Origin of the sequence: Streptomyces sp. SAI-127 (genome assembly GCF_029894425.1) — a bacterium.
GTDB lineage: Bacteria > Actinomycetota > Actinomycetes > Streptomycetales > Streptomycetaceae > Streptomyces.
The window spans coordinates 6818336-6843573 of record NZ_JARXYJ010000001.1 but is presented as its reverse complement, the minus strand read 5'-3'; the positions used below and the strand labels follow the sequence as shown (position 1 = coordinate 6843573).

Annotated in this window: 19 protein-coding genes; 2 read left to right on the top strand and 17 right to left on the bottom strand. The window is 70.4% G+C overall.

What is annotated here, in order from left to right; all coding sequences use genetic code 11:
• Nucleotides 1–172: 172 nt before the first annotated feature.
• The 13 genes from M2157_RS31545 to M2157_RS31485 form a co-directional block, all read right to left on the bottom strand.
• Nucleotides 173–1693 (bottom strand): FG-GAP and VCBS repeat-containing protein, encoded by a 1521-nt coding sequence (locus tag M2157_RS31545; RefSeq protein WP_280866879.1) that lies wholly within the window; start codon nt 1691–1693, stop codon nt 173–175.
• A 103-nt stretch (nt 1694–1796) separates the two neighbouring features.
• Nucleotides 1797–3233, bottom strand: a complete 1437-nt coding sequence (gene obgE, locus M2157_RS31540) for a GTPase ObgE (RefSeq protein WP_280857598.1) — start codon at nt 3231–3233, stop codon at nt 1797–1799.
• A 105-nt stretch (nt 3234–3338) separates the two neighbouring features.
• The gene (gene rpmA / locus M2157_RS31535; protein WP_266564724.1) at nt 3339–3593 is read right to left on the bottom strand and encodes a 50S ribosomal protein L27; all 255 of its coding nucleotides are present in this window, start codon (nt 3591–3593) and stop codon (nt 3339–3341) included.
• Nucleotides 3594–3607: 14 nt separating this feature from the next.
• Nucleotides 3608–3928 (bottom strand): 50S ribosomal protein L21, encoded by a 321-nt coding sequence (rplU, locus tag M2157_RS31530; protein WP_030601628.1) that lies wholly within the window; start codon nt 3926–3928, stop codon nt 3608–3610.
• 206 nt (nt 3929–4134) lie between these two features.
• Nucleotides 4135–4728, bottom strand: a complete 594-nt coding sequence (gene rfbC, locus M2157_RS31525) for a dTDP-4-dehydrorhamnose 3,5-epimerase (protein WP_280866878.1) — start codon at nt 4726–4728, stop codon at nt 4135–4137.
• 10 nt (nt 4729–4738) lie between these two features.
• Complete coding sequence (locus M2157_RS31520; RefSeq protein WP_280866877.1) at nt 4739–6739, bottom strand: glycosyltransferase; 2001 nt, start codon at nt 6737–6739, stop codon at nt 4739–4741.
• A complete protein-coding gene (rfbD, locus tag M2157_RS31515; protein ID WP_280857601.1) occupies nt 6736–7632 on the bottom strand; it encodes a dTDP-4-dehydrorhamnose reductase in 897 nt (298 codons plus the stop codon). The genes M2157_RS31520 and rfbD overlap by 4 nt, the downstream gene beginning before the upstream one ends.
• Entirely contained in the window at nt 7629–8615 is a 987-nt protein-coding gene (gene rfbB / locus M2157_RS31510; RefSeq protein ID WP_069758982.1) for a dTDP-glucose 4,6-dehydratase, read from the bottom strand. The genes rfbD and rfbB overlap by 4 nt, the downstream gene beginning before the upstream one ends.
• Nucleotides 8612–9679: a glucose-1-phosphate thymidylyltransferase gene (locus tag M2157_RS31505; RefSeq protein ID WP_280857602.1), complete on the bottom strand. Its 1068-nt coding sequence runs from the start codon at nt 9677–9679 to the stop codon at nt 8612–8614. The genes rfbB and M2157_RS31505 overlap by 4 nt, the downstream gene beginning before the upstream one ends.
• A gap of 211 nt (nt 9680–9890) precedes the next feature.
• Nucleotides 9891–13979 carry an Rne/Rng family ribonuclease gene (locus M2157_RS31500; protein ID WP_280866876.1) on the bottom strand — a complete coding sequence of 1363 codons (4089 nt, stop codon included), beginning with the start codon at nt 13977–13979 and terminating at the stop codon, nt 9891–9893.
• A gap of 263 nt (nt 13980–14242) precedes the next feature.
• A complete protein-coding gene (locus M2157_RS31495) occupies nt 14243–15007 on the bottom strand; it encodes a TIGR03936 family radical SAM-associated protein (RefSeq protein ID WP_280857604.1) in 765 nt (254 codons plus the stop codon).
• Between the two features lie 48 nt (nt 15008–15055).
• Nucleotides 15056–16333, bottom strand: a complete 1278-nt coding sequence (locus M2157_RS31490; RefSeq protein ID WP_280866875.1) for a hypothetical protein — start codon at nt 16331–16333, stop codon at nt 15056–15058.
• 15 nt (nt 16334–16348) lie between these two features.
• Complete coding sequence (locus M2157_RS31485; protein ID WP_280857606.1) at nt 16349–16876, bottom strand: GNAT family N-acetyltransferase; 528 nt, start codon at nt 16874–16876, stop codon at nt 16349–16351.
• A 91-nt stretch (nt 16877–16967) separates the two neighbouring features.
• Here M2157_RS31485 and M2157_RS31480 point away from each other — a divergent pair, with 91 nt between their 5' ends.
• Nucleotides 16968–17552: a TerD family protein gene (locus tag M2157_RS31480; protein ID WP_280857607.1), complete on the top strand. Its 585-nt coding sequence runs from the start codon at nt 16968–16970 to the stop codon at nt 17550–17552.
• Between the two features lie 74 nt (nt 17553–17626).
• A complete protein-coding gene (locus tag M2157_RS31475) occupies nt 17627–17866 on the top strand; it encodes a hypothetical protein (RefSeq protein WP_280857608.1) in 240 nt (79 codons plus the stop codon).
• A 232-nt stretch (nt 17867–18098) separates the two neighbouring features.
• Here the strand turns inward: M2157_RS31475 and M2157_RS31470 are convergent, their stop codons facing one another.
• The 4 genes from M2157_RS31470 to mrdA form a co-directional block, all read right to left on the bottom strand.
• Entirely contained in the window at nt 18099–20072 is a 1974-nt protein-coding gene (locus M2157_RS31470) for a TIGR03960 family B12-binding radical SAM protein (RefSeq protein WP_280866874.1), read from the bottom strand.
• Nucleotides 20073–20161: 89 nt separating this feature from the next.
• Nucleotides 20162–21661: a CYTH and CHAD domain-containing protein gene (locus tag M2157_RS31465; protein ID WP_280866873.1), complete on the bottom strand. Its 1500-nt coding sequence runs from the start codon at nt 21659–21661 to the stop codon at nt 20162–20164.
• Nucleotides 21662–21725: 64 nt separating this feature from the next.
• Nucleotides 21726–22925, bottom strand: coding sequence for a rod shape-determining protein RodA (gene rodA, locus M2157_RS31460; RefSeq protein WP_280857611.1), 1200 nt, complete (start codon nt 22923–22925; stop codon nt 21726–21728).
• Nucleotides 22922–25177: a penicillin-binding protein 2 gene (gene mrdA / locus M2157_RS31455; RefSeq protein ID WP_280866872.1), complete on the bottom strand. Its 2256-nt coding sequence runs from the start codon at nt 25175–25177 to the stop codon at nt 22922–22924. The genes rodA and mrdA overlap by 4 nt, the downstream gene beginning before the upstream one ends.
• Between the last annotated feature and the right edge of the window lie 61 nt (nt 25178–25238).

Below are 25238 nucleotides of genomic sequence, written 5' to 3'. Positions count from 1 at the left end.
TGGACACCCTTGAAGCTCACGCTTCGGGGGGATCCGCGCGTTGAACCAGAGTGTTCGCGTGCATGACAAATAGGTAGACAACAGAAGAGCCGTTGCGACTCGGGTATCACATGATGAACGTGATCCCGGCGCAACGGCCTTCAGGACACTGCCGACTGACGATCTTTTGGGTTTAGTTGGCGAAGCCCGAGCCCAGACGGGCCTTCGCGGCGGTCGTACCGAGGAGGGTGTGGCCGAAGGTGAACGTGCCGTTCGGTGCCAGGACGGTGGCCGGAAGCGGCACACCGCCGGGCGACACGACGTACTCGCCCCGGGAGCGGAAGGACCACACGGACCCCGCGCCCGCGTTCTCGCCGGGCGCGCCGACCGCGACGTCGGCCAGTCCGTCACCGTTCGCGTCACCCAGATGGACGGCCCTGCCGAAGGCGTCGCCCTTCTCGGCGGTGCCCGGGACACCTGTGCTGTTCTGCGTGACCACCTGGTGGGAGCCGACGCCGGTCAGCCCGTCGGCCCGGCCGCTGAGCACCACGACGGACCCCGCGTCGGGCCAGGCGTCCGGGTCGGTGGGGGTGCCCAGGTCCTCGCCGGGCACGCCGGTGACCACGTCGAGGTACCCGTCGCCGTCGACGTCGGCCAGCTGGACGTCGGTCCCGAAGCCGTCGCCCTTCTCGGCGGTGCCGGGCACGCCGGGGCTGTCCTGGTTGACGAACTGCGCGGCCACGCCGTCGGGGGCGCCCGAAGTGCCGGGTATCCAGGTGATACGGCCGCCCTTGGCGCGGTAGGTGTCCAGGTCGCTGTCGTAGCCGTCGACGGCCCGGCCCACGACGATGTCGTCGTAGCCGTCCCGGTTCACATCCCCGACCGCGAGGTTCTCGCCGCCCTGGAGTCCGGCGCCGTCGATGTCGTAGACGAGGGTGTAGGGCGTGAGGCCGTCCTTGGTGCCCCACCAGTACACGACCCGCCGGGAGTCGAACTCGTCCCCGTCGTTCTCGGTGGCGACGACGTCGGTGACGCCGTCGCCGTTGAGGTCGCCGACGGCCAGGTCGAGGACACAGCTGTCGTACTTGTCCTTGACCACCTGGCGTTTCCCGGTGGCCGAGCCGTTGCGGGTGAAGGGCCCGCCGATCGCCGACAGGTCGTGCTGAGCGACCACGGTCAGCAGATCGCTCGCGCCGTCCCCGTCGATGTCCGCCGCCGCGAGCCGGCCCTCGGCGCCGAGCCGGTCGTACGCCGACCCGGAGGCGAGGGTGGCTCCCCCCGCCAGACCGCGGGCGCCGCCCCAGAGGACCTGCACCCGACCGGAACCGCCGTCCTCCCCGCCCACGCCCACGACCAGGTCCGGGTATCCGTCCCGGTCCAGGTCGGCGGTGGTGAGCGCGCTGCCGAACCGGTCGCCCGCCTCGGCGGTGCCCGGTATCCCCGCGCTGTTCTGGCTGAACACCTGCTTCGTGGCGGTCTTCAGGCCGCTCGCCGAGCCGTACAGCACGCCGACGAACCCGGCCTTCGCCTTCCCCGCGACGGTCCCGTCGGGCGCGGCCACCGCGAGGTCGGCGTAGCCGTCCCCGTTGAAGTCGTTCCGCGTCTGGTGAGGGGCGGCACCCGCGGCACCCGCGGCGGTGGGCAGGGCGACGACCCCGCCGAGCGCCAGGACGACGGCGAGCCCCGTGCGCCACCCTCTTCGTTGTACGCGCATGCCGCGTCCCCCTCCTGTGACAGTCGTACGGATTGCCCCGTACGACTCACAGGAAGGGCGGTTGGTTGTCTTCCGGTATGCCGGGACGTCGCCCGGCATTCACTCAGAACGGCTCGAAGTCGTCGAACTCCTGGGTCGCCTCGTCCCGTTCGGCCTGCTTGTCGCGGCGGCGCTGGGCGGCCGGCCGGGGTTCCTCGAAGCGGTGGTCCTCGCCACGCCGGCCGAGCATCTCGGCACCGGCCATGACGGTCGGCTCCCAGTCGAAGACGACCGCGTTGTCCTCGGGGCCGATGGCGACGCCGTCGCCCGAGCGGGCGCCCGCCTTCATCAACTGGTCTTCCACACCGAGGCGGTTGAGGCGGTCGGCGAGGTAACCGACGGCCTCGTCGTTGCTGAAGTCGGTCTGCCGCACCCAGCGTTCCGGCTTCTCGCCGCGCACCCGGTACAGCCCGTCCTCCTCGCGGACCACGGTGAAGCCCGCGTCGTCCACGGCCTTGGGCCGGATGACGATCCGGGTCGCCTCCTCCTTGGGCTTGGCGGCCCGCGCCTTGCCGACCAGATCGGCGAGACCGAAGGACAGCTCCTTCAGCCCCGTGTGTGCGACGGCGGACACCTCGAAGACGCGGTAACCGCGCGCCTCCAGATCCGGCCGCACCATCTCGGCGAGGTCCTTGCCGTCCGGTACGTCGATCTTGTTCAGGACGACGATGCGGGGACGGTTGTCGAGGCCGCCGTACTCCCGGAGCTCCGCCTCGATGATGTCGAGGTCGGAGAGCGGGTCGCGGTCGGACTCCAGCGTGGCGGTGTCCAGGACGTGCACGAGGACACTGCAGCGCTCCACGTGCCGCAGGAACTCCAGGCCCAGGCCCTTGCCCTGGCTGGCGCCCGGGATCAGGCCCGGCACGTCGGCGATGGTGTAGACGGTCGAGCCGGCGGTCACCACGCCCAGGTTCGGGACCAGCGTGGTGAAGGGGTAGTCGGCGATCTTCGGCTTGGCCGCGCTCAGCACCGAGATCAGCGAGGACTTGCCCGCGCTCGGGTAGCCGACCAGCGCCACGTCGGCGACGGTCTTGAGCTCCAGGACGATGTCCTGGAGGTCTCCGGGCACGCCGAGCAGCGCGAACCCGGGGGCCTTGCGGCGGGCGGAGGCCAGCGCCGCGTTGCCGAGGCCCCCGCGGCCGCCCTGGGCGGCGACGTAGGAGGTGCCGTGCCCGACCATGTCGGCGAGGACGTTGCCCTGCCGGTCGAGGACGACGGTGCCGTCCGGCACCGGCAGGACCAGGTCCTGGCCGTCCTTGCCGGAGCGGTTGCCGCCCTCGCCGGGCTTGCCGTTGGTGGCCTTGCGGTGCGGGGAGTGGTGGTAGTCGAGCAGCGTGGTGACGGACTGGTCGACGGTGAGGATCACGTCACCGCCACGACCGCCGTTACCGCCGTCCGGGCCGCCGAGCGGCTTGAACTTCTCACGGTGGACGGAGGCACAGCCGTGACCTCCGTTACCCGCGGCGACATGCAGTTCGACGCGGTCCACGAAGGTGGTCATGGTTCGGTGCCTCCAAAAACGTCACGAGTACTACTGGCTTAACACGCGAAAGGCGGACCCGCCTTCCCACCAGGGAAGTGAGGTCCGCCTCGCGAAAGTTTCCGATCAGGCGACCGGAACGATGTTCACGACCTTGCGGCCACGGCTGGTGCCGAACTGCACCGAACCGGCCTCGAGGGCGAACAGCGTGTCGTCGCCGCCACGGCCGACGCCCGCGCCGGGGTGGAAGTGGGTGCCGCGCTGGCGGACCAGGATCTCGCCCGCGTTGACGACCTGACCGCCGTAACGCTTCACGCCGAGGCGCTGAGCGTTGGAGTCACGACCGTTACGGGTGGACGATGCGCCCTTCTTGTGTGCCATCTCTCCTCAGTCCCTTACTTCGCAGCCGCGGGGATCTCAGTGACCTTGATCGCCGTGTACTGCTGGCGGTGGCCCTGACGACGGCGGTAGCCGGTCTTGTTCTTGTAGCGAAGGATGTCGATCTTGACGCCCTTGTGGTGGTCCACGACCTCGGCCTGGACCTTGATGCCGGCCAGCACCCACGGGTCGCTGGTGACAGCTTCGCCGTCGACAACGAGCAGGGTCGAGAGCTCGACCGTGTCGCCAACCTTGGCAGTGGAAATCTTGTCAACCTCAACGATGTCGCCGACAGCAACCTTGTGCTGGCGACCACCGCTGCGCACGATGGCGTACACGCGGATCTCACTCTCTCGCTCGGGAACGGCACCCCCGCAGTCCAGCCGCCCGGCAGAGCGAGCGGCCTCTCCCGGCCAGAACAGAGACCCGAGAGGAAGAGGTTTACGGGGATGTGGCGTGTCACCAGTGGACACGCCGACGGTCTAGGTTACGGGGCCACGGCCGAACGGGTCAAACCGGGCCCCGCCTCGTGCACACCTGTGGGTCAGGAGCCGAGGCTCTCCCGGTAGGCCACGCACTCCTCGTAGGAGGGCAGCAGCCCCTGCTCGCGGGCCTCGGCCAGGGTGGGCGCCTGCTCGTCCTTGGGAGAGAGCAGGGGGGCGACCCCCTCGGGCCACTCGATGCCGATCTCCGGGTCGAGCGGGTGGACGCCGTGCTCGCGCTCGGGTGCGTACCCCTCCGAGCAGAGGTAGACCACGGTGGCGTCGTCGGTGAGCGCCATGAACCCGTGGCCGAGTCCCTCGGAGAGGTAGACGGCGTGGTGGTCCTGGTCGTCCAGGCGGACGATCTCCCACTGGCCGAAGGTCGGCGAGCCGGTCCGGATGTCCACGATCACGTCGAGGACCGCGCCGCGCACGCACTTGACGTACTTGGCCTGCCCGGGCGGCACGTCGGCGAAGTGGATGCCGCGCAGGGTGCCCCGGCTGGAGACGGACATGTTGGCCTGGGCCAGGCCGAGCGGGTGGCCCGCGGCCTCCGCGAAGACCGGGGCCTTGAACCACTCGTGGAAACTGCCCCGGCCGTCGGGGAAGACCTTCGGCTCGAACACCCAGGCACCGGAGATCGAAAGGGGTCGCATCGCGGGGGTCTCAGCCCTTCTTCTGGTTGGTCAGGGCGCGCTTGATACGCCCGGCGGCCCGGCGCCACAGCGGGCGCGGCGCGGCCGCCTTCTTCTTCGGGGCGCTCGGAGCGGCCTTCTTCGTGGCCGGCGGGGTGTGCCGGTCGATCACCTTGGCGGTGCCGTCGGCGGCGACCACCACGTCGACCGGGAGCCGGGTCCACTTGCGCTCACCGCGGGCGGCGGACGGTACGCCGACGCGGACCGCCCAGCGCATGCCGGTGAGCTGCTCCAGCGGCAGTTCGGCGGTGAGGGCCCCGTCGGCGACGGTGGCGTCCGCGGGGTACTTGCCGACGTTCTTGCGCTCGAAGCGGAGCTGGACCGGTTCGCCGCCGTCCACCGCGTGGTGCAGCGGCAGCGGGAGCCGGACCGTGGCGCCGTCGACCGAGGCCGCGGCCGGGTCCATACGGGCCACCGCCTCGCCCTCCAGCTTGCCGGTGTGCTGGTCGACGTCGAGCGAGAGGTTGCCCGGTCCGTCGGTCCAGTACGGCAGCACCAGGCGGACCGCGTCACCGACGAGCGCGGCGCTCCGGCCGGCCTCGACGTCCGCGCCGCGCACCGCGCCGAGCCGGGTCTCCTTGCTCCAGCCGCAGGACTTGATCCTGAGGTGCAGATCCCAGATGCCCTTGTCGAGCGGGGCGCCGGAGGCCGCGGTCTCGGGGTCGAGCTCGGCGCGGGCGGAGATCCGCTGCCGGAAGGCACCCTCCCCGGCCGCGACCTCGTGCAGCTCGCTCTTGACGGGGAGGTAGAACTGCCGGGCGTCCTCGCGGTGCCGGACCACCAGGTCCACGTCGCTCTTGGCCAGCGGGGCGTCCAGCGCGATGCCCTGGTCGTCGAGCGCCTTGAGAGCCTCGTCGGGCAGCGGCAGACCGAGCAGCAGACGCCCGCCCTCGCGGCGGAAGGTCATCGGCTCGTCGCCGATGTGCAGTTCGGAGTCGAAGCCGACGCGCAGGGTGCCGTCCTGCCACTCCAGCGAGGTGAGCTCGCCGGTGGGCTTGATCCCGGCCTCCCACTCGGCGAGCGTCCGGATGTCCTGGTAGCGGTCGGCGAAGATCAGCCCGGCGACGACCTTCTGGGTGAGGCCGAGACGGGCGACGACACCCGGTCCGAAGCGCTCGGTGACCACCTTGTGGATCTCGGTGTACAGCTCCTCGGCGTAGTCCTCGGGGAGCTTGAGCAGCCGCTTGCCGCGCAGCCGCTCGACCATCTCGTTGCGCAGCCAGCGGCTGAACAGCTTGTCGCGCAGCGCGCCGGGCTCGGTCAGCGACTCGACGACGTCGAGGGCCTCGCGCAGGTTGCCGAAGTAACCGACCGGGTCGAAGCGCTGGAAGCCGGCGTTGGAGCCGTCGTCACGGGTGATGTGGTAGTAGCACAGGTAGTCGCCGAGGACGGAGACGTTCTTCGCGCGCAGATAGGTCTCCACGACGAAGACGTGGTCCTCGAGCCGGCGGCGACCCTCCTTGAAGCGGATCCCGTGCTCCTTCAGGAACTCCCGCCGGAACATCTTGTGCGGGGTGAGGCTGTCGATCAGCGGCGCGTTGGACACGGTGGCACGCGGCCGGTTCACCCGGAACAGCTCCTGCGGGACCGGCCGTCCGATGCCCGCCATCTTTCCCACGACGACGTCGGCCTCGTTGGCCTTGCCGTAGTCGTACATCCGCTCAAGGGCCTCGTCGCCGAGCCAGTCGTCGTGGTCGACGAACATGACGTACTCGCCCTGGGCGGCCTCGATGCCGGTGTTGCGGGGCCTGCCCGACCAGCCGGAGGACTCCTGGTGAATGACGTGGAAGTGCGGGTGCTCGGCGGCGAGCTGGTCCAGCCGGGCCGGGGTCTCGTCGGTGGAGCCGTCGTTGACGAAGAAGACCTCGAACTCGTCCGGGGTGAGGCTCTGCCGCAGCAGGCCCGTGATGCAGTCCTCGACGTATTTGCCGGGGTTGTAGACCGCGATGACGACGCTGACCTTGACCGTCACGCCGTGTTCTCCTTCAGATGGACCCGGTGGATCTCCGGGAAGGCCTCGGTGAGAGCCGTGCGCCAGTCGCGCAGCGGCTCGATGCCGGCCTCGGCGAACCGGTCGTGACCGAGGACGCTGTAGGCGGGACGGGGGGCGGGGCGTACGAACGCGTCGCTGGTGGTGGGGCGGACCCGGTCCGGGTCGGTGCCGAGCAGGCGGAAGATCTCCTGGGTGAAGCCGTGCCAGGTGGTCTCGCCGGAGTTGGTGCCGTGGTAGACGCCGGCCGGGGCGGTGCCGGCCAGGGCTCCGAGGCCCAGCTCGACCAGCAGGCCCGCCAGATCGGCGCTCCAGGTGGGCTGGCCGCGCTGGTCGTCGACGACGTCGAGGGTGTCCTTGACGCCCTCCAGCTTGATCATCGTACGGACGAAGTTGGGGCCGCCGGTGCCGTAGAGCCAGGCGGTACGGACGACGTACCCGCGCTCGATCCCGAGCACGGCCTTCTCGCCGGCCAGCTTGGTGCGGCCGTAGGCGCTGCGGGGCGCGGTGGGGGCGTCCTCCGCGTACGGCTCCTGGGCGTCCCCGGCGAAGACGTAGTCCGTGGAGACGTGCAGCAGAACGGCCCCGGTGCGGGCGCAGGCGGCGGCCAGGTTGGCCGGCCCGTCGCCGTTGATCGCGAGCGCCTCGTCCTCACGGGTCTCTGCGTCGTCGACGGCCGTCCAGGCGGCGCAGTTGACGACCACGGCGGGCCGGTGCTCGTCCAGCGCCGCGCTCACGGCGTCGGCGTCGGTGAGGTCCAGCGCCGCGCGGTCGAGAGCGACATACCGCTCCCCCGCCTGGGCGAGCCGGGCCAGGACGTCCTGGCCCAGCATGCCGCCCGCGCCCGTGACCAGCCAGGTGCGGTTGTCGGTCACAGCGCGGCCCGCTCCTTCAGCGGCTCCCACCAGGCGCGGTTGTCGCGGTACCACTGCACGGTCTCGGCGAGGCCCTGCTCGAAGCTCTTGCGGGGCTCGTAGCCGAGCTCCTCGCGGATCTTCGTGCAGTCGACGGAGTAGCGGCGGTCGTGGCCCTTGCGGTCCTCGACGTACTCGACGCTGGTCTCCCAGTCGGCGCCGCACGCCTTCAGCAGCAGACCGGTGAGCTCCTTGTTGGAGAGCTCGGTGCCGCCGCCGATGTTGTAGACCTCGCCGGCGCGGCCCTTGGTGCGCACGAGCTCGATGCCCTGGACGTGGTCGTCGATGTGCAGCCAGTCGCGGACGTTGCCGCCGTCGCCGTACAGCGGGACCTTCTTGCCGTCGAGAAGGTTGGTCACGAAGAGCGGGATGACCTTCTCGGGGAAGTGGTGGTGCCCGTAGTTGTTGGAGCAGCGGGTCACCCGCACGTCCAGGCCGTGGGTGCGGTGGTACGACAGCGCGATCAGGTCGCTGGACGCCTTCGCCGAGGAGTACGGCGAGTTGGGCTCCAGCGGGTGCGTCTCGGGCCAGGAACCCTCGTCGATCGAGCCGTAGACCTCGTCGGTGGAGATGTGCACGAAGGTCTTGATGCCCGCGCGGTGGGCCGCGTCGATGAGGGTGTGGGTGCCGACCACGTTGGTGCGCACGAACTCCGCGCCGCCGTCGATGGAACGGTCGACGTGCGACTCGGCGGCGAAGTGGACGACCTGGTCGTGCTCGGCCATCAGCTTGCCGACCAGCTCGGGGTCGCAGATGTCGCCCTGCACGAAGGCGAAGCCCGGGTGCTCGCGCACCTCGTCGAGGTTGGCCGGGTTGCCCGCGTAGGTCAGCTTGTCGAGGACGGTGACGGCGATGTCACCGGGGCCCTCGGGGCCGAGCACGGTACGGACGTAGTGCGAGCCGATGAAGCCGGCACCGCCGGTCACCAGAATCCGAGTGGTCATGAAGAGATCTGCACCTTGCTGTGATCACCGAGCACGAGCCGGTGTGCCTTGGGGTTACGGGGCGCGGGCGTGACCTCGACGTCACGTCCGATGAGCGAGGCCTCCACACGGCGCACGCCGGTCACGGACGAGCCGCGCAGCACGATGGAGTACTCGATTTCGCTGTCCTCGATCCGGCAGTCCTCGGAGACGGACGTGAACGGACCGATGTAGGCGTCGTTGACCACCGTGCCGGCACCGATGATGGCAGGACCGACGATACGGCTGCCACGGATGCTGGCCCCCGCCTCGATCCGGACCCGGCCGATGATCTCGCTGCTCTCGTCGACCGAGCCCTCGTTCACCGGGTCGACGGTCTCCAGGACCGACCGGTTGACCTCCAGCATGTCGGTGACGTTGCCGGTGTCCTTCCAGTACCCGGAGATGGTCGTGGAACGCACGTCACGCTTCTGGTCGATCAGCCACTGGATCGCATGGGTGATCTCCAGCTCGCCGCGCCAGGACGGCTCGATGGAGCGGACGGCCTCGTGAATGGCCGGGGTGAAGAGGTAGACGCCGACGAGCGCCAGATCGCTCTTGGGCTGCTTCGGCTTCTCCTCCAGGCCCACCACCCGGCCGTCGCCGTCGAGTTCGGCGACACCGAAGGACGTGGGGTTGGGGACCCGGGTCAGCAGGATCTGCGCCTCGGGCCGCTCGGCGCGGAACTCGTCCACCAGACCGGTGATGCCGCCGACGATGAAGTTGTCGCCGAGGTACATGACGAAGTCCTCGTCACCGAGGAACTCCTGCGCGATGAGGACGGCGTGGGCGAGGCCCAGCGGCGCTTCCTGCGGGATGTAGGTGACCTTGATCCCGAACTGGGAGCCGTCACCGACCGCCTCACGGATCTCGTCCGCGGTGTCGCCGACGACGATGCCGACCTCGCTGATCCCGGCCTCGGCGATCGCCTCCAGGCCGTAGAACAGCACGGGCTTGTTGGCGACCGGCACCAACTGCTTGGCGGACGTGTGGGTGATCGGGCGGAGGCGGGTGCCCGCTCCCCCGGAGAGCACGAGAGCCTTCACGAAAATCCCTATTTGTCTAAATTAAGCGTCAATCTCGGCTCACATCATAACCCTGGGGACAGGCCCGGGATTCACCAGCCATTCACATGATCGATCACCGGTTGACAACTTTCTGTCGGACGCAATACCCACAGAATCACGAAATCCGCCCTAGGCGAACCAAGAGCGGATTTCGATCTTCAGACGGCCGAAACTATGCGGTGACCGTCCGTCAGGCCTCGTCGGCCTGGGTGGAGACGGACCGCGGCGACTGCTGCTCGGCCGCCACCGTCTTCTTCGACGCCGCCTTCTTCGCGGTCGTCTTCTTGGCCACGGTCTTCTTCGCGGCCGTCTTCTTGGCGGTGGTGGCCTTCTTGGTCGCGGCCTTCTTCGCCGTGGCCTTCTTGGCCGTCTTACGGGCCGTCTTCTTGGCCGGGGCCGCCTCGTCGACGGGTGCTTCCGCCTCGACGGGCGCCTCCGCCTCGGCCGGGGCCTCCGCCGAGGGCACGACCACGACGGCCGCCTCCTCGGACGCGGTGGGCGCGGTGGCCTTGCGGACGGCACGACGGCGCGGACGGGCCGGGGCGGCGCTCTCGGCGACCGCCTCGGGCTCGGCCGACACGGCCGGGGCCGGCTCGGCCTGCGGCTCGGCCACCGGCGCGGTCTCGGCGACCGTCACCACGGCGGCCTCGGCACCCGTCGGGGAACCGGCCGGGGCCGATGCCCTCCGGGTGGCCCGGCGGCGCGTACGGCCCTTGGGAGCGGCCTCGTCGGCGGCGGGCTCGCTCGCGGACACGGCCTCCACGACGGGGTCCTCCGCGGCGACCGGCTCGGCCTGTGCCTCGGCGGCCGTCTCCGGCTGCACGGGACGCTCGGCCTCCACCTCGGCCGGCACGGCCTGAGCGGTCGGCACCTCGACGTCCTCGGGGACCGGGCTCTCCTGGTCGGCCGGCACCTCGGCACCGCCCGACCTCCTCGACCCGCCGCCCCTCGGGGCACCGGCCGGAGCGGACGCCCGGCGGCTCGCCCTGCGACGGCCACGCCCGCGCGTGGCCGCGGCCTCCGCCTCGGCGACGCTGCTGTACAGCTCCTCGTCCGGGGCGAACTCAGCCGGCGTGAGCGCGATGGGCTCGGCCACCTCGGCGGCGAGCTCGGCCTCGGTCTCGACCTCTTCGGGCGCCTCGGGAGCCTCTACCGCGGCCACGGCCTCGTGGACGTGCTCGTGTCCGTCACCACCGCGCCCGCGCTTCTTGCGCTTGCCGCCGCCACCGGCGGAGGTCGGCGTCTCCATGTGCACGATGACACCGCGGCCGTTGCAGTGGACGCAGGTCTCGGAGAAGGACTCCAGCAGGCCCTGGCCGACCCGCTTGCGGGTCATCTGGACCAGGCCCAGCGAGGTGACCTCGGCGACCTGGTGCTTGGTCCGGTCCCGGCCCAGGCACTCGAGCAGGCGCCGCAGCACCAGATCCCGGTTGGACTCCAGGACCATGTCGATGAAGTCGATGACGATGATGCCGCCGAGGTCGCGCAGCCTGAGCTGGCGCACGATCTCCTCGGCCGCCTCCAGGTTGTTCCTGGTGACCGTCTCCTCGAGGTTGCCCCCCTGCCCGGTGAACTTGCCGGTGTTGACATCGACGACGACCATCGCCTCGGTCCGGTCGATCACCAGCGAACCGCCACTGGGCAGCCAGACCTTGCGGTCCAGCGCCTTGGCGAGCTGCTCGTCGATCCGGTACGTGGCGAAGACGTCGACCTCGGAGGTCCACTTCGACAGCCGGTCGGCCAGGTCGGGCGCGACGTGCGAGACGTATCCGTGGATGGTCTCCCATCCCTCGTCACCGCTGACGACGACCTTGGTGAAGTCCTCGTTGAAGATGTCGCGGACGACCCGGACGGTCATGTCCGGCTCGCCGTAGAGCAGCGTCGGGGCGTTGCCGCTCTTCGCCTTCTTCTGGATGTCCTCCCACTGCGCCTGCAGCCGCTCGACATCGCGGCGCAGCTCGTCCTCGCTCGCGCCCTCGGCGGCGGTGCGCACGATGACGCCCGCGTCCTCGGGGACGATCTTCTTGAGGATGGTCTTCAGACGCGCGCGCTCGGTGTCGGGCAGCTTGCGGCTGATGCCGGTCATCGAGCCCTCGGGGACGTACACGAGGTAGCGCCCGGGGAGGGAGACCTGGCTGGTGAGCCGCGCGCCCTTGTGGCCGATCGGGTCCTTGGTCACCTGGACCAGCACCGACTGACCGGACTTCAGCGCGCTCTCGATGCGGCGCGGCCCGTTGGCCATGCCGAGCGCCTCGAAGTTGACCTCACCGGCGTAGAGCACCGCGTTGCGGCCCTTGCCGATGTCGATGAAGGCGGCCTCCATCGACGGCAGCACGTTCTGGACCTTGCCCAGGTAGACGTTGCCGACGTACGAGGTGGCCTGCTCCTTGTTGACGTAGTGCTCGACGAGCACACCGTCCTCGAGCACGCCGATCTGCGTGCGCTCACCGCTCTGCCGGACGACCATCACCCGCTCGACGGCCTCGCGGCGGGCCAGGAACTCGGCCTCGGTGATGATCGGGACCCGACGGCGGCCCTGCTCACGGCCCTCGCGGCGGCGCTGCTTCTTGGCCTCCAGACGGGTCGAGCCCTTGATGGACTGCACCTCGTCGGACGGCTCCGAAACCCTTTCCCGCGCGGGACGGGGCTCGCGCACCTTGACGACGGTCCGCTCGGGGTCGCCGTCATCGGGCTCGGTGTCCGCGGAGGAGTCCCCGGCCCGACGCCTGCGCCGACGGCGACGACGGCTGGAGCTGGAGCCGCCGGACTCGTCCGAACGGGCGTCCTCGTCGTCCTCGTCGTCCTGCTCGGCACCATCGTCGTCCTGGGCGGACTGCCCGGCGGCGGGCTCCTCGGAGTCCTCCGAGTCCTCGTCACCGGACGCCTCGGCCGACTCGCCCCGGCGCCTGCGACGGCCACCGCGGCGACGGCGACGCCGCGACCCGGTCTCCTCGGCGTCATCCGACTCCGCGGAGTCCTCGTCGGCGGCCTCGTCCGTCTCTTCTTCCTCCACGACGGTCTCGGCGGCGGTCTCCCGCGCCTCGGGCTCGTCACCGGCACCCCGACGACGGCGGCGGCGCCGCGGCCCGCTCTGCTCCTCGGCGATCTCCTCGACCGGCTCGGCGGACTCGACCGGTTCTTCGCCCTGCCCGGTCTCCGCCTCGGCGGCGGCCTCTGCGGCGGCCCGCTGCGCGGTCTGGAACTGCGGTTCGGTGAAGACGGGCGCCTGGAACACGGCGACCGCGGGGCGCGCCGGCCGGCGCACCGACTCGTCCTCGTCCTCGTCCTCGGCAACGCGAGCGCGCCGCGCGGGCTCGGCGAACCCGGTGGCGGCCTGACGAACGGACCGACGACGGGCACGGCGCGGCGCGGCGTCCTCGGCGGAGGTCTCGGCGACGGGTGCGGGGGCTTCGGTGGCGGGTTCCTGCACGGCGGGGGCCTCGGCAACCGGCTCGGACGGCGTGGCCTCGGCGGCCTCACCCTCGGGGGCACCGGCAGGCGCGGAAACGCGGCGCGTGGCACGGCGGCGGGAACGACGCGGGGTGGCGTCCTCGGCATCGGCGGTCTCGGCGGGCGCTTCCGCGGCCACCGGCTCGACGGTTTCGGCGACCTCCGCGGCGGCAGGCGACTCGACGGTCTCCGCGGCCTCCGGAGCACCGGCGGGCGCGGCGGCACGCCGGGAGGCCCGGCGACGCGTACGCCCGGCGGGCGCGGTGGTCTCGGCGGTGGGCGCCTCATCGGCGGTCTCGGCCTCGGCAGGCGTCTCGGCGGTCACCGGAGCCTCGGCCTCGGCGGCCACGGGCGCATCAGCGGGGGTGGACACCCGACGTGTCGCGCGCCGACGTGTACGTCCGGCGGGCGGAGCCGTGTCCTCGGCCTCGACGGCAGGCGCGCTCTCCGCGGCCGCGGGCTCGGCGGGTGCCTCGGCGACCACCGGCACCACGGTCTCGGCGGCCTCGGCCGCCTCGGGTGCCCCGGCAGGCGCGGAGGCCCGGCGCGTCGCACGCCGACGCGGACGCCCGGCAGGCGCAGCCGCCTCGGTGGTCTCGACGTTCTCGGTGATCTCGACGCTCTCGTCGAGCTTCTCCTCCTCGTCCGTGACGAGGTCCTCCGCCTCCGCGGCCGGTATGGCCGGAGCGACGACCTCCTCGCCGCCCGGGGCGGCGGCGACCGGCGGTCCCGCCGGCCTGGACGCGGCACGGCGCCGACGACGCGGCGGCAGGGTGTCGCTGGGAGTGTTCTGTTCGGAACCCTCGATGGGTTCGGTCGGTTCGAGCATGCGGGCATTTCTCCCGTCAGGCTCCCGGGCGCCGCACCTGGTCCGGCAGGGATGCCGGTGACGTCCGCGGCTCGCGCGATGCGCGGTGCCGCCGTCCGGGGCGCGGGCGCCTCACGGGAGCTCTCTGTGTCCTGTCTCGCCGGTTCCGTACGCCCTTGTTGGGTACGGCCTGGCGAAAGTCTTGTGGTCAGTGCACTGCCCGACCCAGGTGGCTCCCGAGTACGAGGGCTGCGCTACGACGCCCGTCCTTCGCGGGACCTTCCTTACGCCGGCGCCTTCGCGGCGGCAGTCGGTTCGGCCGTTGAGCGGGCCTCCACTGCCTCGCGGTCGGGCGCGAGCGGGTCGGTCACCGTGCCGGTCTCTTCATCGAGCAGCCCCTGCGCCAGCCTGGTCACCGCTGCGGGGACCGGCGGCGCCAGGTCGGCCACGGCGCGGAGACCGGACAGGACGTCGTCGGGTCGAACGGCAGGCGTCACGTGCCGAACAACCAGCCGCAGTATCGCACAGGGCTGGTCGGTCGGCCTATCAGCAGGTTCACTGTGCGTTTCAAGTTGTACGACCGCGGGGCGGGCGTCAAAGGTCCGAAGGCCGTTCTTGGTGGTGCGCTGGACCTCGACCGCCTCGGCGGCGTTGAACGCGGCGACCGCGCGCCCGGCCTCTGCCGGGTCCACGCCGTCCAGCCTGAGCTCCCAGACGGAAGCGGTGAGCCGGTCGGCGAGTCCCGAGGTCCGGGCCTCGACCGCGTCGACGACGTCGAGCCCGGCGGGCAGCGACTCGTCGAGAAGGAGCCGGAGCTTCTCCGGGTCACGCGCCTGCGTGAGCGCGATCTCCAGGTACTCCGCCTCACTGCCCGTGCCGGTGGGTGCGGCATTGGCGTACGACACCTTCGGATGCGGCGTGAACCCCGCCGAGTACGCCATGGGCACCTCGGCGCGGCGCAGCGCACGCTCGAAGGCGCGCTGGAAGTCACGGTGGCTGGTGAACCGGAGGCGGCCGCGCTTGGTGTAGCGCAGTCGGATGCGCTGCACCGCCGGTGCGGGCGGCGGGCCTTCGGGCTGTCGCTTGCCCAGTGTCGCTCAGTCCTTCGTGAGTGCGGTCGTACTGCTACCAAGAGTACGTGTGTCGGCGCCCGTCGGTTCCCGGAGGGCCACCACCTCACGCTCACGGGTCTCGCCGACAGCGCCTACGCCGCCGCCATCGCTGACGCGGCTGACATGGCCGGCATCGCCGAAGAGCATCCGCCGGAAGTCGGCCCGGGCCTGCCGTACGGACTCGCGGGCGGAGGCGAGCGCGGCCCGGGTGATCCGTCCCACACTGCGCGCGGCCTCGGCGACGGGGCGCAGCACCACGTCCCGGATCATGTGCCCGACCGGGGTCAGCACGGTGCGGTACACCCAGCGCACCGGCTCGACGAAGACCCACCGGAAGAGGGTCCCGAGGAACCGCCCGACGGCGAGGGAGATGTGCCCGGCGATCCGCCAGGCGTGCCCGAGCGCGTCCCACACTTCCCGGCCGACCAGGGCAAGGGCCCTTCCTACGGGCGCGAGGACCCAGCGCCACAGGGCGATGACGGGCAGGACTAGCAGGATGCGGGCGATCCAGTACAGGGCGACACCGATGCCGGTGACGACGGTGCTCGCCAGCCATGCGATCCCCCTGGCGCACCAGACGATCGCGCGCCCGATCGGCGTGAAGATCCAGGCAAGGACGGCACCGAAGCCCTTGAGGAGCCACACGACCCCGTGCCCGACCGGCGTGAACATGCGCGCGTACACCCACACGAGCCCGGCCACGATCCCCTGCACGACCCACGCGATGCCGCGCCCGATCGATGTGAGGACCGCCCCGATGCCCTTGAGGAGCCACACGACCCCGTGCCCGACCGGAGTGAGCACGCGCGCGTACACCCACACCAGCCCGGCCACGATCCCGCGTGCCAGCCACGCGATGCCCTGCCCGACCGGCGTCAGCACGCGCGCGTACACCCACACCAGCCCGGCCACGATCCCGCGTGCCAGCCACGCGATGCCCTGCCCGACCGGCGTCAGCACATACCGGTACAGCCACACCAGGGGGATCACGACGAGCACCTTGCCGAGCCATCCGACCGCCTTGGCGATGGGCACGACCACGTAGCGCCACAGGGCCACGCAGGGCCAGACGACCAGCGCCCGCCACAGCGGCCGCAGCACGCTGTCCCGCAGGAACCGCCCCACCACGACGAACGCGTCCCACACGATCCGCACGGGCACGACCAGCACGAGCACGACGATGCGTACGGGGATGCGAATCGCGACGGTCAGACATCCCTCTGGCGGGGGCGCCTGCGGCGCGGGCTGCTTCTCCAGGTCCATAACGACGTAGACGCCTCAGTTCCCCGTACGGATCCAGTACCGCAGCTTTACGCCGCGCCGGTCCTCGAATTCTCCGCCATTGGCCTCGATCACCTTACGAGACGCGGTGTTGTCGGCGTCACAGGTGACCAGGGCCCGGTCGATGCCCAGTTGACGGCAGACGGGCAGGGCGGCCGCGAGCATGGCGGTGGCGTGCCCCCGTCGCCGGGCGCCGGGGCGCACGACGTATCCGATGTGGCCACCGAGCTCCAGCAGATGCGGAGTGAGCCGGTGCCGTATCGAGAGCCTGCCGAGGAAGGTGTCCTCCTCGACGTACCAGAGGTTCGTCATCGGCACCCAGTCCCGCCTGCGCGGTCGTTCCGACTCCGCACGCAGCATCTCCACGAAGGCCGCGAACCCCGCCGGCTCCCCCCACGTCCTCCCGTACGGTCCGGTCTCCCCGCTCTCCAGCACGGCCGGATCCAGGCCCGCCTCGGTGAACTCCCGTACCGCGTCGAGGTAGGAGGCGTGGAACCGGACGTCGGGCGGGGTCAGTTGCGGCATCGCCCCATGATGGCGAGACCGCGGGCCGCCGGGCCACCGGGTTTCCCGGGCCTCTTCCGCGACCCGGCAGGCACCCGTGCACTATGTCCCCATGATTACGCTTACGAAGGAAGACGGCCCCGCCGACCTGGACGGCGTGACCCATCTGTCCATAGGGGTCTCCTGGGACCCCAGCGTCGGCGCCAGCGGCGGAGTGCTCGGCAAGCTCCGCCAGAAGAAGGGCACCGACCTCGACCTCATCGCCATCGCGATGCACGACGGCGACCCGGTCCGCCTGGCGGGCCTCGACTCGCTCGACCCCATCGGCAACGGCTCCCTGCTGCACAGCGGCGACAACCAGACCGGCCACGGGGACGGCGACGACGAGACGGTCACCGTCGAGTTCTCGAAGATCCCGCCGCACATCACGTCGATCGTCTTCGTCGCCGCCGCCTACAAGAAGGGCAGCTCCTTCCAGAAGGCCCGCAACATCAGCTTCAAGGTCTACGACGCCAGCGGCGGCAGCTCCCAGCAGGTCGCCGACATCTGGCCGAGCATGCTCACCACGGACAACGGCTGCGCGGTCGCCAAGGCGGTCCGGGTCGGCAACACCTGGAAGCTCGAAGTCATCAACGTGACGGGCAAGATCAAGCAGGGCGACCAGCTGGCCCTGATGCGCTTCGCCGCGAGCAAGTAGCGGATTCCAGGCCGGCTCACCCACTCAGATGCGCTCGGCGAGCAACTGGTCGCGGGGGTGTGCATGGTGAGTTCATGAACACAACACCTTTCTCCAAGAAGGCCGTTTCCCGCATTCCGCGAGTATTCGCGGTGACTGTCGCCGTGGGCATCGCCTGTGCGGCGGGGCTGGCAACTGCCACGTCCGCCGTGGCCGCGACGCCCGCCACGCACGCCGTCACCAAGGCCGCCCCGGCCGGCGGCCACGGTGGTGGCGACGGCGAGGACTTCCAGTGCGGCAACGGCCTTCTGCCCATCCTCAACTTCTGCAACTGACAGACAGGCGACGGCAGTTCCTGACCGCCAGCCGCACCACCACACAACCGCACATGTGAAGCCCGTCCAACGCAGGGCGGTCGGGAACAGGGACAGAACCCTCTTCCCGACCGCCCTGCCGACCGGCCGAGAGACAGCAACTTCCTGAAGCCATGAGGCACGTCGCGAACCGAGAGCGGCCACTCAGGCGACGGGCTGATCGCCGATAGACGTCACCGGCACCTCGCCCATCTCAGTGCGAGTGCCCACCAGGCGCCGGCGCAGCGTTCTTGACCGTCAGAGGCAGCAACTTCTTGCCGGTCGGGCCGATTTGGATGTGCGTGTCCAGCTGCGGACACACCCCGCAGTCGAAGCAAGGCGTCCACCGGCAGTCCTCGACCTCCGTCTCGTCGAGGGCGTCCTGCCAGTCCTCCCAGAGCCAGTCCTTGTCGAGGCCGGAGTCGAGGTGGTCCCAGGGGAGGACTTCTTCGTACGTCTTCTCGCGGGTGGTGTACCAGTCGACGTCCACGCCGAAGGCGGGCAGCGTCTTGTCGGCGCAGGCCATCCAGCGGTCGTAGGAGAAGTGCTCCCGCCAGCCGTCGAAGCGGCCGCCGTCCTCGTAGACGGCGCGGATCACGGCACCGATCCGCCGGTCACCCCTCGACAGCAGGCCTTCCACGATGCCGGGCTTGCCGTCGTGGTAGCGGAAGCCGATCGAGCGGCCGTACTTCTTGTCGCCGCGGATCTTGTCGCGGAGCTTCGCCAGGCGGGCGTCCGTCTCCTCCGCCGAGAGCTGCGGGGCCCACTGGAAGGGCGTGTGGGGCTTGGGGACGAAGCCGCCGATCGAGACCGTGCAGCGGATGTCGTTCTGGCCGGAGACCTTGCGGCCCTCGGCGATCACCTTCGTCGCCATGTCCGCGATCTGGAGGACGTCCTCGTCGGTCTCCGTCGGCAGGCCGCACATGAAGTACAGCTTCACCTGGCGCCAGCCGTTGCCGTACGCCGTGGAGACCGTCCTGATCAGGTCCTCTTCCGAGACCATCTTGTTGATGACCTTGCGCATGCGCTCGGAGCCGCCCTCGGGGGCGAAGGTCAGGCCCGAGCGGCGGCCGTTGCGCGTCAGTTCGTTCGCCAGGTCCACGTTGAAGGCGTCGACGCGGGTGGAGGGGAGGGACAGGCCGATCTTGTCCTCCTCGTACCGGTCCGCCAGGCCCTTCGCGATGTCGCCGATCTCCGAGTGGTCCGCCGACGAGAGCGAGAGAAGACCCACCTCCTCGAAGCCCGTCGCCTTCAGGCCCTTCTCCACCATGTCGCCGATGCCCGTGATCGAGCGCTCGCGGACCGGGCGGGTGATCATGCCCGCCTGGCAGAAACGGCAGCCGCGGGTGCAGCCGCGGAAGATCTCGACCGACATGCGTTCGTGGACCGTCTCCGCCAGGGGGACGAGGGGCTGCTTGGGGTACGGCCACTCGTCCAGGTCCATGACGGTGTGCTTCGACACACGCCACGGGACACCCGACTTGTTCGGTACGACGCGGGCGATACGGCCGTCCGGGAGGTACTCGACGTCGTAGAACGCGGGGATGTACACCGAGCCCGTCTTCGCGAGGCGGAAGAGGACCTCCTCGCGGCCGCCCGGCCGGCCCTCCGCCTTCCACTCACGGATGATCTTCGTCATGTCGAGCACGGCCTGCTCGCCGTCGCCGATGATCGCCGCGTCGATGAAGTCCGCGATCGGCTCGGGGTTGAAGGCCGCATGGCCGCCGGCCAGCACGATCGGGTCGTCGAGCGTACGGTCCTTGGATTCCAGCGGGATGCCCGCCAGGTCCAGCGCCGTCAGCATGTTGGTGTAGCCCAGCTCCGTGGAGAAGGACAGGCCGAACACGTCGAAGGCGCCCACGGGCCGGTGGCTGTCCACCGTGAACTGCGGGACGTGGTGCTCCCGCATCAGCGCCTCCAGGTCCGGCCACACGCTGTAGGTGCGCTCGGCGAGGACCCCCTCCTGTTCGTTCAGGACCTCGTAGAGGATCATGACGCCCTGGTTGGGCAGACCGACCTCGTACGCGTCCGGGTACATCAGTGCCCAGCGGACGTCACAGGACTCCCACGGCTTGACGGTGGAGTTGAGCTCTCCGCCGACGTACTGGATCGGCTTCTGCACATGCGGGAGCAGAGCTTCGAGCTGCGGAAACACAGACTCTGCGGCCGCAGCGACTTCGGCAGGCATCTCGCGAACCTTCGGTGGGCTTGGCTGAACTGACAGGGGTGACCATCTAGCCTAACGCGGCCGCGACCACCCCCCGTACGCCCCGAAGGTCACAGGCCGTCCGCCACGCCCCTGATCCCGTCCCAGAAGCCGGGCAGTTCCGACTCCACGGCCGCCGCCCGCTGCTCCTCACGCCCGTGGAGCAGCCCGTAGGTGAAGGCGCTCTCCCCCGACGCGTGGGCGACCGCGGACAGCTCGCGCAGGGTCTGCCGGGCCATCACGCTGTCCTGGTGCTCCCCCAGCAGGTTCTGGAGCGACTTCATGGACTTGACCATGGTCTTGGCCGGCTCGCCGAGGACCGGGCGGGCCGCTTCGGCCGCGTAGCGGGTGCGCTTGGTCTTCTTGCGGGCCTCGTGGATCGCGGCGTCCCGGTCGGTTCCGGGCTCCAGCTCAAGCGCCTGCCCGACGAGCCCGGCGACCTTCCGGAAATCCTTCCGCACGGCCTTGGCGATCACCTTGTGGGGTTTCTTCCCGGCCGCCTGCAGCAGCGGCGGGTCGGCGATCAGCGCGTCCAGGGTGTCGAGCAGGGCGAGGTAGCGCCGGGAGTCCAGGACGCCGATCAGCCGGGCGCTCGCCCCGCCGGGCCGGTCACCGGCCCATGTGCTCAGCCGCGCGGCGATCGGACCGTGGAGCAGCGTCTTCGGCACCTCGTCGAGAGCCGCGGTCAGGCGTTCGGCCAGTACCTCGCGGTCCCGGTCCACGCCCAGTTCGCCGGCCAGCCACTTCAGCTCGTCGCCGATCGTGTCGGTGACGTCCCGGTCGAGGACGGTGCCGTACGACTTGAAGGTGCTGCGCATCCGGCGGGTGGCGACGCGCATGCTGTGCACGGAGTCCTCGGCGTCCTGGCGGACGGCCGGATCGAGCTCGAGGATCGCGTCCCGCTGGGCGCGGACGTACGCGAGGACGTGGTCGCCGGCGGTCACCGGATCCGCTGTGACGGGGCTCTTCTTCTTGGGGGCCGTCTCCGCGAGGGCCCGGGCCAGCTTCGAGGAGGACGCGGACGGCCGTACGTCCGCCTTGCGCAGCCGCTTCTCGACCTTGTCGAGGAAGGCCGGGTCGCCGCCGTCGGCGAGCTCCACCTCGATCTCGGTCCACTGGACGTCGCCGACGCCTCCGCTGAGCCGCTCGGCGTGCACGGCGTCCACGCTGACCTCGGCGAGCAAGCGCCCCTGCGCGTCGAGGAGGTGGCGCACGTCACGGTCGGAGCGCAGCCGGACCACGGGCAGCAGCTCGACGCCCCTGACCCGGGAGCGGACCAGGGCGGCGAGTTCGTCGGGGAGGGTGTCGGAGAGCGGGGCCCGGATCTCGTCGCGCACGCCCTCGGACACGGGCAACTTCAGGTGCCAGCCCGCGTCCGATCCGCCCGTGCGGCGGCGCAGGGTGATCGAGGACGCCACGAGGCGTTCGTCGGCCGTGTCGTAGTAAGTGGCGTCCAGATGCGCGACGCCCTTGTCGACGACGGCCTCGACCCCGGCGACTCCGGTCAGATCGGGCAGGCCGCTGTCGTCGGACTCGTACTTCCGCTCGATCTCCCGCTTTGTATCCGCCATACCTCGAATCTAGTGGTCAGCGGGCGGTTGCGGCAGAGGGCGGCCGCCACCCGGCCGACCATGCCTACGCCGACATCGGCCGCTGCACTCTGATCGACTGCAGCAACCCCACCGCGACCCACGTAGCGAACATCGACGATCCTCCATAGGACACGAACGGCAGCGGCAGACCGGTGACCGGCATGATCCCGAGGGTCATGCCGACGTTCTCGAAGGACTGGAAGGCGAACCACGCCACGATTCCGGCGGCCACGATCGTGCCGTACAGCTCGGTCGTCTCACGGGCGATCCGGCAGGCCCGCCACAGGACGACCCCGAGCAGGACGATGATCAGGCCCGCGCCGACGAAGCCCAGCTCCTCGCCGGCGACGGTGAAGACGAAGTCGGTCTGCTGCTCCGGCACGAACTGGCCGGTGGTCTGCGAACCGTGGAACAGGCCCGCGCCCGTCAGGCCTCCCGAACCGATGGCGATCCGCGCCTGGTTCGTGTTGTAGCCGACGCCCGCCGGGTCGAGGCTCGGGTTGGCGAAGGCGGCGAAGCGGGCGATCTGGTACTCGTCCAGGATGTGCAGCTGCCAGACCGTGATCGCGCCGGCCGCACCCGCGCCGAGCAGCCCGAAGACCCATCGGTTGGAGGCGCCGGAGGCGAGCAGCAGCCCGAGCACGATGATGACCATGACCATGACCGACCCGAGGTCGGGCATGAGCATCACGATGAGCATCGGTACGGCGGCGAGGCCCAGGGCCTGGAGCACGGTGCGGTGGTCGGGATAGGGCTTGTCGCCCGCGTCGACCCGGGCCGCGAGCAGCATCGCCATGCCCAGGATGATCGTGATCTTCACGAACTCCGAGGGCTGGAGCGAGAAGCCGCCGCCGATCACGATCCAGGAGTGGGCGCCGTTGACCGTGGAGCCCAGCGGGGTGAGGACCAGCAGGATCAGGAGGAGCGAGGCGCCGTAGAGCAGGGGCACGGCGGTGCGCAGGGTGCGGTGGCCGACCCACACCGTGCCGATCATCAGGGCGAACCCTATGCCGGTGTTCATGAGGTGGCGGATCAGGAAGTAGTACGGGTCGCCCTGGTTGATCTCGGTGCGGTTGCGGGTCGCCGAGAAGACCAGGACCGAGCCGATCAGGGACAGGGCGAGGGCCGAGAACAGTATCGGCCAGTCCAGCCGGCGGGCGAGCGAGTCGCGGGCCAGCAGCCGGGTCCAGCCCGCGCGCGCGGGGCCGTACCCGGAGACCTGGAAGCTGTTCGCCCCGGTCATGTGAGCATCCTCCGGCTCCCCCTCTTGCGGCGCCGCCTCCGGGTGTCACGGTTCCCGGTGGTCGGCGTGTTCACGGTCGCCGCCTGCTGTGTCTCGTCCGGCTCGGGCGCGCCCTCCTGGCTCGCCCGCTGGTCCTTGGCCGGGTCCTTGGGCACCTTCGGGGACTTGATGGTCCCGTCCGTCTGGACCTTCGGCAGGCTCTTCTCGGGGGTCGGCAGCAGTGCGTTCTTCTTGTTGATGGTGCCGTCGTCGGAGACGCCGTACAGCGCGTCGTAGATGTTGCGGACGGCGGGGCCCGAGGCGCCGGAGCCCGTACCACCCTGGGAGATCGTCATGACGACCGTGTAGTCCTTGGTGTACGTGGCGAACCAGGACGTCGTCTGCTTGCCGTAGACCTCGGCGGTACCGGTCTTGGCGTGCATCGGGATCTTGTCCTGGGGCCAGCCGACCTGGGCGAAGCGCCAGGCGGCGGTACCGCGGGTGGCGACGCCGGCGAGGGCCTCGTCCATCTTGGCCAGGTTCGTCCGGCTTATGGGCAGCTTGCCGTGCGAGGTGGGCTTGATCTCGTCGACCGCCTTGCCGTCGGCGCTGACGATGGCCTTGCCGACGGTCGGGTCGTACAGGGTGCCGCCGTTGGCGATCGCCGCGTAGATCGTGGCCATCTGGATCGGGGTGACGAGGGTGTCGCCCTGGCCGATGGAGTAGTTGATCTCGTCACCGGCGCGCATCTTGTTGCCCTCTAGGCAGTTCTCGTACGCGATCTTCTGGACGTAGTCGCCGTCCTTCTTGCCGGTCTTGCACCAGCCGTCCTTGTTGGCCTTCCAGTACGACTCCTTCCACTGGCGGTCGGGGACACGGCCGGTGACCTCGTTGGGGAGGTCGATGCCGGTCTCCTTGCCGAGGCCGAACTGGTGGGCGGCCTTGAAGAAGTAGTCCTTGGGCTCGCCCTTCTTCGGGTTGATCCCGCCGTCCTTCTGCCATTCCCTGTGGGCGAGGCCGTAGAAGACGGTGTCGCAGGAGACCTCGAGGGCCCGGCCGAGCGAGATGGGGCCGAAGTTCTCCGACTCGAAGTTCTTGAAGACCTGACCGCCGACCGAGTACGAACTCGTGCAGGGGTAGTTGCCGTTGAAGTCGTAGCCGGCTTCGAGTGCGGCGGCCGTGGAGATCACCTTGAAGGTGGAGCCGGGCGCGGACTGACCCTGTATGGCCCTGTTGAGCAGGGGGTAGTTGGACTTCTTGCCGGTGAGCCTGGCGTAGTCCTTGGCGGAGATGCCGCCGACCCAGGCGTTGGGGTCGTAGGTCGGGTTGGACGCCATGGCGACGATGCGGCCGGTCTTGGCCTCCATGACGACGACCGCGCCCGAGTCGGCCTTGTAGTTCTCGCCGGTGTTGTCGTCGAACTGCTTGCGGGCTTCCTTCATCGCGTCGTTCAGTTCGTACTCGGCGACGCGCTGGACGCGGGCGTCGATGCTGGTGACGAGGTTGGCGCCGGGCTGGGCCGCGTCGGCCTCGGCCTGGCCGATGACGCGGCCGAGGTTGTCGACCTCGTAGCGGGTGACGCCGGCCTTGCCGCGCAGTTGCTTGTCGTACTGGCGCTCCAGGCCCGAGCGGCCGACCTGGTCGGAGCGCAGGTAGGGCGAGTCGGTGTCCTGGGCCTTGGTGATCTCCTCGTCGGTGACCGGCGAGAGGTAACCGAGGACCTGGGCGGCGTTGGACTTGGCAGGGGCGGCATAGCGGCGCACGGCCTCGGGTTCGGCGGTGATGCCGGGGAAGTCCTCGGCGCGCTCGCGGATCTGCAGGGCCTGCTTGGGGGTGGCCTCGTCGGTGATGGGGATCGGCTGGTACGGCGAGCCGTTCCAGCAGGGCTGGGGTGTCTTCGCGTCGCACAGCCGGACCTTCTGCATGACCTCCTTGGCGGACATGCCGAGGACCTTGCCCAGCTTGGCGAGGACGGCCTTGCCGTCGTCGTTCATCTTCAGCAGGTCGGTGCGGGAGGCGGAGACCACCAGCCGGGTCTCGTTGTCCGCGAGGGGCACTCCGCGGGCGTCCAGGATCGAGCCGCGCACCGCGGGGTCGACGACCTGCTGGACGTGGTTTCCGGAGGCTTCCTTGGCGTACTCGTCGCCTTCGCGGATCTGGAGGTACCAGAGGCGGCCGCCGAGGGTGCCGAGGAGCGAGAGGACGAGGATCTGGATCACGACGAGCCGGATCTGGACCCGTGGGGTCCGCCCGGTCTCGGGGATGTTGGTCACTGCGGTGTCCGCCCCCTCTCAGTGCGCCGACGTGTGTGCGCGTACGAATGATGAACGGCGG

Bases quoted from the DNA above. Each gene is read 5' to 3' on its own strand.
- M2157_RS31490 (WP_280866875.1), bottom strand. From the start codon at position 16,333: ATGGACCTGGAGAAGCAGCCCGCGCCGCAGGCGCCCCCGCCAGAGGGA.
- rodA (WP_280857611.1), bottom strand. From the start codon at position 22,925: ATGACCGGGGCGAACAGCTTCCAGGTCTCCGGGTACGGCCCCGCGCGC.
- M2157_RS31545 (WP_280866879.1), bottom strand. From the start codon at position 1,693: ATGCGCGTACAACGAAGAGGGTGGCGCACGGGGCTCGCCGTCGTCCTG.
- M2157_RS31500 (WP_280866876.1), bottom strand. From the start codon at position 13,979: ATGCTCGAACCGACCGAACCCATCGAGGGTTCCGAACAGAACACTCCC.
- M2157_RS31475 (WP_280857608.1), top strand. From the start codon at position 17,627: ATGAACACAACACCTTTCTCCAAGAAGGCCGTTTCCCGCATTCCGCGA.
- M2157_RS31480 (WP_280857607.1), top strand. From the start codon at position 16,968: ATGATTACGCTTACGAAGGAAGACGGCCCCGCCGACCTGGACGGCGTG.
- obgE (WP_280857598.1), bottom strand. From the start codon at position 3,233: ATGACCACCTTCGTGGACCGCGTCGAACTGCATGTCGCCGCGGGTAAC.
- rfbC (WP_280866878.1), bottom strand. From the start codon at position 4,728: ATGCGACCCCTTTCGATCTCCGGTGCCTGGGTGTTCGAGCCGAAGGTC.
- rfbB (WP_069758982.1), bottom strand. From the start codon at position 8,615: ATGACCACTCGGATTCTGGTGACCGGCGGTGCCGGCTTCATCGGCTCG.
- M2157_RS31470 (WP_280866874.1), bottom strand. From the start codon at position 20,072: ATGCCTGCCGAAGTCGCTGCGGCCGCAGAGTCTGTGTTTCCGCAGCTC.
- rpmA (WP_266564724.1), bottom strand. From the start codon at position 3,593: ATGGCACACAAGAAGGGCGCATCGTCCACCCGTAACGGTCGTGACTCC.
- M2157_RS31485 (WP_280857606.1), bottom strand. From the start codon at position 16,876: ATGCCGCAACTGACCCCGCCCGACGTCCGGTTCCACGCCTCCTACCTC.
- M2157_RS31465 (WP_280866873.1), bottom strand. From the start codon at position 21,661: ATGGCGGATACAAAGCGGGAGATCGAGCGGAAGTACGAGTCCGACGAC.